This is a genomic window from Chloroflexus sp., assembly GCF_034435895.1.
GTDB lineage: Bacteria > Chloroflexota > Chloroflexia > Chloroflexales > Chloroflexaceae > Chloroflexus.
Window position 1 is genome coordinate 1 of record NZ_DAOTWH010000011.1, and the last position, 11,190, is coordinate 11,190.

8 protein-coding genes are annotated in these 11,190 nt (G+C 61.5%); 5 read left to right on the forward strand and 3 right to left on the reverse strand.

What is annotated here, in order from left to right; all coding sequences use genetic code 11:
- Positions 1-38 precede the first annotated feature (38 nt).
- Entirely contained in the window at positions 39-1,211 is a 1,173-nt protein-coding gene (locus U9R81_RS00690) for a hypothetical protein (protein ID WP_322493624.1), read from the reverse strand.
- Positions 1,212-1,742: 531 nt separating this feature from the next.
- On the opposite strand from U9R81_RS00690, the gene U9R81_RS00695 reads away from it, so the two are divergent.
- Both U9R81_RS00695 and U9R81_RS00700 read left to right on the forward strand, forming a co-directional pair.
- Positions 1,743-3,134, forward strand: a complete 1,392-nt coding sequence (locus U9R81_RS00695; RefSeq protein ID WP_322493625.1) for an FAD-dependent oxidoreductase — start codon at positions 1,743-1,745, stop codon at positions 3,132-3,134.
- Between the two features lie 101 nt (positions 3,135-3,235).
- Positions 3,236-6,235 carry a serine/threonine protein kinase gene (locus U9R81_RS00700; RefSeq protein WP_322493626.1) on the forward strand — a complete coding sequence of 1,000 codons (3,000 nt, stop codon included), beginning with the start codon at positions 3,236-3,238 and terminating at the stop codon, positions 6,233-6,235.
- Positions 6,236-6,698: 463 nt separating this feature from the next.
- On the opposite strand, the gene U9R81_RS00705 is transcribed toward U9R81_RS00700, so the two are convergent.
- A complete protein-coding gene (locus U9R81_RS00705; RefSeq protein ID WP_322493627.1) occupies positions 6,699-7,967 on the reverse strand; it encodes a nucleotide disphospho-sugar-binding domain-containing protein in 1,269 nt (422 codons plus the stop codon).
- Positions 7,964-9,076, reverse strand: a complete 1,113-nt coding sequence (locus U9R81_RS00710) for an aromatic ring-hydroxylating dioxygenase subunit alpha (RefSeq protein WP_322493628.1) — start codon at positions 9,074-9,076, stop codon at positions 7,964-7,966. Before U9R81_RS00710 ends, U9R81_RS00705 begins: the two co-directional genes overlap by 4 nt.
- A gap of 79 nt (positions 9,077-9,155) precedes the next feature.
- On the opposite strand from U9R81_RS00710, the gene U9R81_RS00715 reads away from it, so the two are divergent.
- From U9R81_RS00715 to U9R81_RS00725, 3 genes are all read left to right on the forward strand, one after another.
- The gene (locus U9R81_RS00715; RefSeq protein ID WP_322493629.1) at positions 9,156-9,770 is read left to right on the forward strand and encodes a sulfite oxidase-like oxidoreductase; all 615 of its coding nucleotides are present in this window, start codon (positions 9,156-9,158) and stop codon (positions 9,768-9,770) included.
- A complete protein-coding gene (nfi, locus tag U9R81_RS00720; protein ID WP_322493630.1) occupies positions 9,757-10,428 on the forward strand; it encodes a deoxyribonuclease V in 672 nt (223 codons plus the stop codon). The genes U9R81_RS00715 and nfi overlap by 14 nt, the downstream gene beginning before the upstream one ends.
- Positions 10,429-10,523: 95 nt before the next feature.
- Positions 10,524-11,190: lamin tail domain-containing protein (locus U9R81_RS00725; RefSeq protein WP_322493631.1), on the forward strand; the 667-nt coding region annotated here is incomplete at its 3' end.

Consider the following 11,190-nt stretch of genomic DNA (forward strand, 5'->3'; position numbering starts at 1 on the left):
GTGCGGCAGTCATACTGCCGCACGCCATAGTTTGGCGATTACGGATCCATCACCTCTGGTATCACCCCATAACGGGCATATTCCTGCACCGCCAAATAGATCGCGCGCGGCGTGCCGTCGGGATGGACGAAGTTCCACGCATCGGGATACGAACGGGTCAAGAAGGGTGTGCTGAATTGCCAGAGGATGGTCGCTTCGAGCCACGGATAGCGCCGCGATTGTTCATAGGTGGCGATCGTCCAACGCAGCCGGTCAGCGGGGCGCACCGCGCCGCTCCAGCGCGGATGGTCGTTGTAGCCGCCTTCGGTAATGATGATCCGCTTATCAGCGCCGCCAAGCCGGTCAAGCAGATCGCGCACCAGCTCGATGCGGCGAAAATTGACGCGATCGGGGGCAGGGGTGGCATCGGGCGGTTCCAACCCGCCATAGGCATGCACGGCCCACATATCAAAAAACGGAAACGCGCCAGCATCGGCCATTGAAGCGAGGAATTGCATATCGTCCATGCGTAGCGCGCCGCCTTCGAGGCTAGGGCCGGGCGAGAGGGCGCCGGCGATGACGATGGCGTCAGGGGCAGCGGCTTTGATCGCCGGATAGACATGCTTGAGCAAATCGGTGTACGCACCGGGGTCGGGCGGTCGTTCGCCCCACTCGAAGCGTAGATTTGGCTCATTCCAGATCACGATATGGCGCACGCCTTGCGGCGCGTAGCGCGCAGCGAACGCGGCGGCGAAATTGGCAAAATCGGCAAAGTGATCACGGTCAAGATAACGGTCAGTCGTATCGGGCGGGCGGGCCCACGCCGGCACAATGTCGAGCCGGGCCACGACCTGTAACCCCTGCGCATGGGCATGGGCAATCACCATATCGGCTCCCGTCCAATCGAAGCCGTAGCGCGAACGCGGTTGGATATACGCCCACGGAAAGAGTTCAACGATCCAACTCGCACCCATGTCATGTACTTGGGCGAGTGTACGGCGAATGTAACCTTCGTCGCCGATGCCGGTGAGGCGCGTATGCACCCCGATCAGGGGATTAGTGGTGATCACTGTGCGCGGCGGCGGCAGATCGAGCGGGCGGGGCAAGCGCGGGAGCAAGAATTGCCCGCCCATCAGCACGGCCAAGGCAAGAGCGAGCAATGCGCGGTGAAGCATAGGGCAGGCGTCGGTGATTGTAACGGTATCGATTGCAGCGTAAATGCGTACTCGCATTGTACCATTCTTGGCGCTGATTGGTTTGGGTGTCCTGCCAAGGCCCGATGTCATTGCGAGGGGGGTGAGGGCGTGGCCGGTTGTCATTGCGCGGGGGCGCAGCGCCCGAAGCAATCTCCTGCTCTAGCGACAGGAAGCCCGCTCAGGGCATACCTCCCGCTCTCGCGGGGGGGGATTGCTTCGCCGCGCTGCGCTCGGCTCGCAATGACAGGTGGGGGCGGGAAGGAGGCTGAGGAGGCGGCTCCCGCTCTCGCGGGGGGATTGCTTCGCCACGCTGCGCTCGGCTCGCAATGACAAAGGGGGAGCGGGAAGGAGGCTGAGAGGGGACTCCCGCTCTCGCGGGGGATTGCTTCGCCGCGTGCGGGCAGAGCATCGCTCTGCCCCTCCACGCGGCTCGCAATGACAATGGGGAGCGATAGGGGTGCCTTGTGCAAGAGCTGTTCATCTACCTTGCGCGGCCATACTAACCGTGCTATAAAGATGTAGGTTGTTCATTTTTGCACATTGAATAGCGACAGGAAGCATACCACTATGCGGATTGTGATTGCAGGCGCCGGCCCGGCCGGTATGGTGGTCGCGCGGACGATGGTCGAGCGTGGCTACGAGGTGATTGTGCTTGAGAAGCGAAATGTGCCCGGTGGTAAGGTGTCGGCATGGCAAGACGCCGATGGCGACTGGATCGAGAGTGGATTGCACGTCTTCTTCGGCGCATACCACAATCTTCTCGCCTTCCTTGAGCGGTACGGCTTGGGTGATACCTTCAACTGGAAGCCAGCCGAGATGATCTTTGCCTCCGAGCGCCACGGGTTGGCTCCGATCCGCTTTGTGCCGTGGCTGCCGACCCCGCTTAACGGGTTGGCTGGTGTGCTGGCCTTCAAGCCGCTCTCATTGGGCGATAAATTGCGCATGGGTCTAGGGCTGATGCGCGTGATTTTTGGCGATCAAAAGTACGTTGACGAGCAGGATAACGAGACCTATGCCTCGTGGCATCTCCGCCACGGCATGGGCCAGCGTTCGATCGACGAAGTGATGCACACGATGGCGCTGGCGCTCAACTTCCAGCGCGCCGATCGCGTTTCGGCCAAGCTGCCGCTGACAGCGATGCTTCACTTTGCCCACGAGAAAGAGGCGCCGCGGATGGCGTTGGTGAAAGGTTCGCCTGACACCAACATTTGGCGGCCCCTAATTGCGCAGATCGAGCGGCTTGGTGGCCGGGTTGAGTTGAATGCGCGGGTGGCGGCGATTGAGTATGACGCTGAGACGAATCAGGTCAGCGGTTTCCGGCTCGATGATGGCCGCCTGATCACTGGCGATGTGTATGTCTCGGCGATGCCGGTGCATAATCTGCGAAAAGTCATTCCGCCGGCGCTGCGCGAGCTGCCCTATTTTGCCAATCTGAGCCATCTGAAGGGTTCGCCGGTGATTACGATGCAGCTCTTCTTTGACCGGCGCATCGCCGGAGTTGATAACCTGCTGTTTAGCGCCGGCACCCACCTCAGCGTCTACGCCGATATGGCGATAGTGGCGCCGGAGTATCACAAAGGTGAACGCAGCATTATGCAGTTTGTGGTCGCGCCGGCTGCCGAATTGATCAATCTGCCTGACGACGAGCTGGTGCAGTTTGTGATGAGCGAGTTTGTCCGCTTGCACCCAATTGCTCGTAAAGCCAAGCTGCTCAAGCACACGATCGTGCGCATTCCCAACTCGGTGTATCAGGCCTTGCCGGGGGTTGATAAGTACCGGCCTGATCAGGCGACGCCGGTGCGCAACTTCTTCCTTGCCGGCGATTACACGCGCCAGCATTTTCTGGCCTCGATCGAAGGGGCAGTGATTAGCGCCAATCGCTGCATCGAGCGGATTACTGAAGCGCAAGCGCGGGGCGATCTGATGCTGCAACCGCACATTCTCGCCGCAGCCGACTGAGACATCCCGTATACTGATGGCAGCACATGCTCCGCCACCCGTCTGCCAGCGGGCGGATGGTGGCTTCGGATTAGCGGTTGTCTATCTGCCAAAGGGCCGTCATGCTCGCTATCGATACCTTACTCAATGGTCATTACCGCATTACCGTCGCGCTCGATGCCTATCCTGACGCCGAGCTATACCGCGCGATCGATCAGCGTTCGTCATTGCGTGTGCTGATTACCGCATTGCCCCAGCCCAATCAGGCCGCGGTAGATGATGTCTTGCGGCTGGCGCGCGAGCTGGCGCAAGTCTATATGCCGGGGTTGCTGGCGTTGCGCGACTATTTCGCGATCGATCAGGTGTGCTATCTGGTGGCTGACGATCCCGGCGGTGCTGACCTTGAGCGGTTTGCCCGCGAGCGCGGCGCGCCGCTTCCCGAAAGTGAGACGTTAGCGATCGTTGACCGGCTACTGCAGGTGCTCGAACGCTTGCACGCGCATCAGCCGCCGCTCTTGCTCGGCGATGTGCGCACGTGTGATTTCTGGTCGTCACCCGAAGGCGGGTTGAGTCTGGCTCCGTTTGCTTGCGCGCGTCACGTGGGCTTTGAAGCCACGCCGTACCGCGCGCCTGAGTTGTACGATCATTCGGTTGAGCCGGCGCCGGTGAGCGATATTTATGCGATTGGCGCTGTGCTCTACCACTTGCTGACCGGTTGGCCGCCGCCGCCGGCTCATCAACGGCAGGCCGGCATACCGCTCAATGCGCCGCGTGCGCTGAACCCTCAGGTGTCGGTGTTGGCCGAGCAGCTTACGTTGCGGGCGCTTGAGCTGAAGCCAGCCAATCGCTATCAGCGGGTGAGCGAGATGCGCAGCGCGCTTGAGACAGTGCGGCTGATGGCCGGGCGACCGATGGGGGTAACGTCCCCGGTTGAGAAGATGGCTGCGACTGCGCCAACCCCAGCCACGCCGCCGCCGGTTGCGCCAACCTCAGCCACGCCAGCGCCGGTTGCGCCGGCGCCGTTGCCGCCAGCACCACCACCCGCTGCTGCTCCGGCAGGAGCGACCGCCACTGCTGCTGCACCGTCGCGTCCATTCATTAGCACCTCGTGCCTGCTGGCTATCGTCGGCGGGCTAGCTGTGATTGCGCTGGCTGTGTGTATGGTGGTTGCCGTGCTGGTGGGTCTCTACATGACCAATAGTTCGCTATTTGGCTGGATCGGCGGCACAGCAGCGATGTCGCCGACCATGCCGGCCTCACCTTCCCCAACCGCGGCTATGGCGGCAGAGCTGTTGCAGCAGGTGGAAGCGATTACCCAAACGGCCCAATTGCGTGAAGATGGGCTAGGGGCGGCGGCCTACAGTCCCGATGGTCAAGTGGCAGCGGTCGCCGTGGGTGCAGCGGTGCAGTTGCGCAATGCCGAGACGCTGGTGTCGCAGACGACGCTCAATGGCCATACCGGTGATGTCAGCGCGCTAGCGTTTAGTCCTGACGGTGCGATCCTCGCTTCCGGAGCCCAAGATGATCCGGTCGTGCGGTTGTGGGATATACGTAATGGCCGTGAGCTAGCCCAATTGCGCGGCCACGAGGATTGGATTCGCTCGTTGGCCTTTAGCCCCGATGGCCGTCTGCTGGCTTCGGGCAGCGCCGATCGCACGGTGCGCATTTGGGATGTGACAAGCGGGCAGACGTTGGTTGTGCTGCGCGGCCATACCGATCTGCTCGGTAATGTTGCGTTTAGCCCTGATGGCCAACGTTTGGCCTCGGCCTCGCGTGACGGGACAGCGCGTTTGTGGGATGTGTCCAGCGGGCGGCAGATCGATGCCTTTCGTTTCAATGCGCCGGTTGACCCGCAGAGCAATACGCCCTTCTGGTTGACCGGGATCGCCTTTTCACCTGATGGACGCCAGCTTGCAGTTGGTTCAATCAACGGCAACGTCTACCTGCTCGACGCCGCAACCGGTGATGTCCAGCGCGAGTTGCGCGGTCACGACGGCTGGGTGGTCATTCGCGGCGTCGCCTATAGTCCCGATGGCCGCTTGTTGGCCAGCGCCAGCCTTGACGGCAGCGTGCGGTTGTGGAACCCGGCCAACGGCGCTGAGCGCGGGGTCTTGCGCCAGCGCGGTCTGCGACTGCTGGGGTTGAGTTGGAATCCAGATGGCAAACGGATACTCGCTTCAAGCGATATAGGTGGCAATTTGGTGGTTTGGAATGCCGATACTACTGAAGTTATCCAGAGCTTTCAGGTCACGCAGGGGGTCGTGACTGGGGTGAGTTATGGGCCAGACGGCAGCTTACTGGCGGCAAGCGGTGCTAATGGCGCAGTGCGGGTGCATGTGTTTGAGAGCGGCCGAACCATCAGTCTTGATGGCGGGGCGGCGACGACGCGCTATATCGAGTTTATTAGCGATACCGAAGTGGTGGCGATCAGCGAAGCTGGCGAGATTGTGACAATCGATCTCACGAATCGCCGGCCCAACGAGCAATTGAGCGGCATGAACGGGTTTCCGCTCAATCTGGCGGTCAGCCCTGATCGTAGCCTAATCGCGGTTGGCAACGAGCGCGGCGAGGTGTCGATTTGGGAGACTGCGAGTCGCCAGTATCTCCACCGGCTGAGCGGCTTGGGCGGGCCGATCTATACCCTTGCCTTTAGTGGGAACGGCGCCTACCTAGCGGCGGCCACCAATCAACCTGCCGACGCGCCGCAGATTGCGGTCTGGGAGATGGCCCGCGGCGGGAATCCGCAGATCTTGCGTGGCCACAATGGCCCGATCACGAGCATCGTTTTTCACAATACCTTGCTGCTCAGCGCTAGCAGCGACGGTTCGTTGCGGGTGCGCGACGTGGCGCGCAATAATGCGGAAGTGTTGCAGATGAGCTTGCCCGCCGATCGCGGTTGGGTGAGCAGTCTGGCAGTGACGCCTGATGGCGACTTGCTCATTGCCGGCACGATCAGCGGTCATTTGGCATTTTATCGCTTTACCGATGGCACACTGCTGCGCGAGATCGATCTTGCTGCCGGCGCAGCGCTGGCGGTAGCGATTGCGTCCAATGGTTCGCAATTGGCGGTCAGCACCAGCGATGAGGGGATTTTACTATTCGATCTGACGCCGGTGAAGTGACGAGGCTGGTATCCGCTCAGGCGTCTATGCGCCCCGCGTCCGTTCTCGCGCCCCCCTCTGTCATTGCGAGCCGCGTGAAGGGGCAGCGCAATGTCTGCCCCAAGCGGCGACGTAATCCCCCGCGAGCACGGGAGGGATGCGCTGAGCGGGTTGCTTGGCGCTAGAGCGGGAGATTGCTTCGGTCGCGCGGCAGCCAGCTTCGCTGGACGCCGCCGCTCCCTCGCAATGACAATGGGTCATCTGTCCTTGCGAGCCGCCAGAGGCGGCGAAGCAATCCCCTGCGAGAGCGGGAGGGATGGGCTGAGCGAGTTGCTTGGCGCTAGAGCGGGAGATTGCTTCGGTCGCGCGGCACCCCGCTCTGCTGGGTGCCGTCGTTCCCTCGCAATGACAATCGACCACACGCTCCCTCGCAATGACAACGGGTCATCTGTCATTGCGCACCCTCACTATGCCCTACGAACCATTACCCTCTTGCAGCATCGGGTTGCCTAGTTGCCCACTGCTCAAGCTGTTCTACCGCAGCCGTCACCCCACCTTCCAAGCGCATCTGGTTGGCGATGTCTGCGGCGCGTGCGCGGTAGGTGGGCGATAGCGCCTGCTGTAATGCCGCGCTGAGCCGTTCAACTGTGAGTTCACCCACTGGCAACGGGGCCGGATTGGCGCCGGTGAGATGCGCGCGCCATGCCCAAAACGGCTGGTCGGCGGCAAATGGCACGATCACCGCCGGCAGGCCAGCGCGCAGGGCGGCGGCGGTGGTGCCCGCCCCGCCGTGGTGGATCATCGCGGCGGCTTGGGGTAGCAGCCAGTCGTGGGGAATGTCGTCGGCAAGGTAGATGTAATCGGGCATCTGTTGCGGCAGCACATTGCCCCAACCGCGCTGCATAATCCCGCGCTGGCCGGTGCGCCGGAGGGTCTCGATTACGATGGTCGCAATCCGGGTTGTCTCGCGGCTCGCCATGCTGCCGAAACTGACCACCACTGGCGGCGGCCCGCTGGCGAGAAAGGCGGCCAGATCGGGCGACGGTTGCCAGTGTGGCTGATGGAGTCGCCAAGCACCAGTTTGTCTGCTCAAAGGCGCGGTTCCCGGCGGCACTAGCGCCTTGCTGTAAGCCAGCAAGAGCGGAATGACACGGCCCGGCGCGGCCCATGGCAAGCGCGGCGGGCCGATGTCGGGGTTGCGCTGGCGTAAGATGCGATAGGCCACACTTTGACCGATACGAAAGACGTGATGGGCAAAGACGTGGCTTAGCCGCCGCCAGCGAAAATCCATCTGGCTAGTCGGCCACATCAGGTTGGCTAACTCGGCTGGTGGATCGAAGAAGGGAAACAGATCGACCGCGCATTCGGGGATGCGGTAGTGTTGTGCGTACAGATGGCCGAGCGCGACGGTCAAAAAGGTATGGACGATCAAATCGGCGGATTTGGCGGCCTGTTGAATCCGGCGCGCAACCTCCACCCCTAACGGTAGGGCGAATTGGTAGATGATTCTGATCAGGCGCAATGGCCGGCCACGCGCTTCATCGGCAATCTGGCGCGCAAGTTGTGAGACGTCTCCCGGCAGGGGTAGGAACGCGATCTGGTGTTCGGCGGCAAGCTGGCTAAAGCGCTCCGGTGCGGCCAAGACCGGCTGGTAGCCGGCAGCGCGCAGCGCCGCTCCCAGCGCGACAAAGGGCTGGACATCGCCACGGCTGCCGTAGGTGAGCATTAACACGCGCATACGATGATCGATCACTCCGCTTCCATCACCCGCAGATACTCTTGGTCAAATTGCCAGAGCAACCCTTCCGATTGGGCATACGGGCCGGGCCGATACGCGCGTGAGCTGACCCCTTGCTGCGAGAGTTCGCAGACGTGCCAATCTTGCCGGTTGGTGCGATCCCAAAATGTCACCGCGTCGGCGGGGTCAAAATCGGCGGCAGCCATTACTTCCGGCGCAAAGTGCCATTCGCAGATGACGGTGGTGGCATCGGGCCGGCGCGGAATGAGCCGGTGCGCCATCACGTAGTCAGGGTGCAAACTGAGCAATAGGTTGGGGAAAATGGAGTAATAGTAGACACGCCGTTGATCTGCCGCGGCGAGGCCGGGTAGCGGCGGGCGGCGGGTGTGGCCGTCGAGAGTCATGCTTTCGTGGTTCAGTTCCATATAGCCGCCCAAGAAGGGGCCGCTGGTCAAGTCGTTGCGCCCGCTCTGCCACGGCGAGACAGCCACCAATTCGGGGTGGATCAGCGGGCAGTGGTAACATTCCGAATAGTTGGCAACGATCAGTTTCCAATTGGCCGCCACTTCGTAGACAATCTGCGCGCCGCGTTGAAGGCGGGTCACATCCCATGCCTGAAACTTGCCGATCAACGGCGCAAAGGCTTGGGCGAACGGGGTTGGCTGATCGGCCAGCGACACAAACACAAACCCGTCCCATTCAGCCACGGCGACGCTAATCAAGGGCCAGTCTTCACGCCGAAAATCGGGCGCATCCTGCATATAACGAGCCGTCGCCAGCGATCCATCGAGCCGGTACGTCCAAGCGTGGTAGGGGCAGATAATGCTCTCGCCAAGCTGGCCGTGCGCCGCGGTGCAGAGCCGCGCCCCACGGTGGCGGCAGACGTTATAATAAGCGCGGAGTTGGCCGCTCTGATCGCGGAGCAAGATCAAGTTTTCGCCAGCGACCTCAATGAGACGGTAGTCACCGGCAGCCGGTACATCGGCGCTGCGTCCAGCGCAGACCCACTGGCGGGCAAAGATGCGCTCTTGTTCGCGGGCAAACACGTCCGCCGAGGTGAAATAGAAACCGGGCAAGGTGTACGCCGGACGATCAAGCGAAGCGCGCACAAAGGAGGTGGCCATACCCAAATCCTTTCACATGCGATATAATGCCATTTGAAAAGAAACCTCTATCGATTATCCAGTGGCGAAGGAGGGACGAATGTTCAACCCGTTCAAGCGGAAGGATCAGACGCAATCTGAACCGGAAGGTCGCGTCCCGCCGGGACAATACGTTACTGAGAAGTTTCCGGTGCTGCACTATGGAACTGTCCCTCAGTATACCAATGTTGACGAACAATGGGATCTGCGCTGCTGGGGTGAATTGGCTGAACCAGTGCGGTTTAGCTTCCGCGAGTTCCGCGCCTTGCCGACCGTCACTATCAAGACAGACATTCACTGCGTGACGCGCTGGAGCAAGCTTGATACGGTGTGGGAAGGCGTGAGCTTCCGCGAGTTCTTGCGCCATATTCCGCCGCTGAAGCCATCGGCCTGTTTCGTGATTGCCCATAGCGAGCAGGGATATACTGCCAATCTGCCGCTCGATGTGTTGCTCGATGATGATGTGCTGTTGGCCTATAAGTATGATGGGCAAGAGCTAACGCCGGAGCATGGCTACCCGCTGCGCTTGTTGGTGCCGAAAAAGTACTTTTGGAAGAGCGCAAAGTGGCTGCGCGGCTTAGAGTTCCTCGATCACGATCGGCTTGGTTTCTGGGAACGCTACGGCTACAGCAACAACGCCGATCCGTGGCGAGAAGAGCGGTATGCCGACGATTGACGACCACGATGAGCGGATTGCGGCGGCGATTGCTGAGCAACAGGCATTGCGCCAGCGTGTCGTCTTGCGCGATGCGTTTGGCGAGTTGCGTTTGGTGGCCGGGGTTGATGCCGGTTTCGAGCAAGATGGCGCTGTGATCCGCGCTGCGGTGGTGGTGTTGCGCTTTCCTGAGCTGGCTCCGGTCGATTATGCGCTGGTGCTCCAGCCGGTGACGTTTCCCTATGTGCCGGGCCTGCTCGCCTTTCGCGAAGCGCCGGCGATCATGGCCGCGCTCGACCGGTTGCGCGAAACGCCTGATCTCGTGATCTGCGATGGGCATGGTATTGCCCACCCGCGCCGGTGCGGGATTGCTTGCCATATCGGGGTGTTGCTCGATCTCCCAACGATTGGGTGTGCCAAGCAACGGCTAGTTGGCCGCTTTACCCCGCCCGCGCCTGAACGCGGTGCGCGTAGTTCGATCTCCGATGGCTATGAGCAGATCGGTTGGGTGCTCCGCACGCGCGCCAATGCCCAACCGGTCTTTGTCTCACCCGGCCATCGCGTCAGCCTCGATCGCGCCCCTGAGCTGGTGATGGCCTGTACCACGCGCTTTCGCTTGCCCGAAACCACTCGTTTCGCCCACCGCTTGGCTTCCCACGGCCAATTGCCGCTCATTTGAGCTAAGAACGTACGAATTGGCGGCAATTTCCGCGCATCTTTTGCCCATTTCGCGCGGTTTCTTTAGTAGAGCGATCAAACTACGGAGAAACTGCCGTGCGTTGGTGGGCATTTATCACAATCTTGCTCGTGCTGGCCGGAACATGGCTCCAGCCGCTTCAGGCGCAACCGCCGTTGGTGCTGATCAACGAAGTGATGCACAATCCGGGCGCCGGCCCAGAATGGGTTGAGTTGTACAATCCCGGCCCGTTGCCGGTCGATCTGAGTGGCTGGCGGATTGATGACGTGATTATTGGCGGCCCGCATACTCTGATTGCCGAGGGAACGGTCATTCCACCTCGTAGCTTGATGGTGGTGATATTAACGAGCGCCATTCTCAACAACGGCGATCCTGATCAAGCGCAGTTGAGTAATCGAGAGGGCCAGATCGTTGATCAAAGCCCCTTGACCGTCGTCCCGCGTGATCAAACCATTGCTCGCCAGCCTGATGGCGGTGCCCACTGGCAGGTTGGCGCACCGACGCCGGGAGCTTGGAATAGCGGGGAACCACCTGCGCCTGCCCAGACAGCGACAGTGGCAACCCCCCATCCCAGTCAGCCTCCTGAGGAGGACAATGGCCCCCACCCTAGCCCTCCCCCGCTGGAGGAGGTTGAGTATGTGACCGCGACGGCGACGAGCACGGCGACGAGCACGGCGACGAGCACGGCGACGAGCACGGCAACGGCGACGGGTACGCCGGTGGCGACCACAACGGGCATGCCCA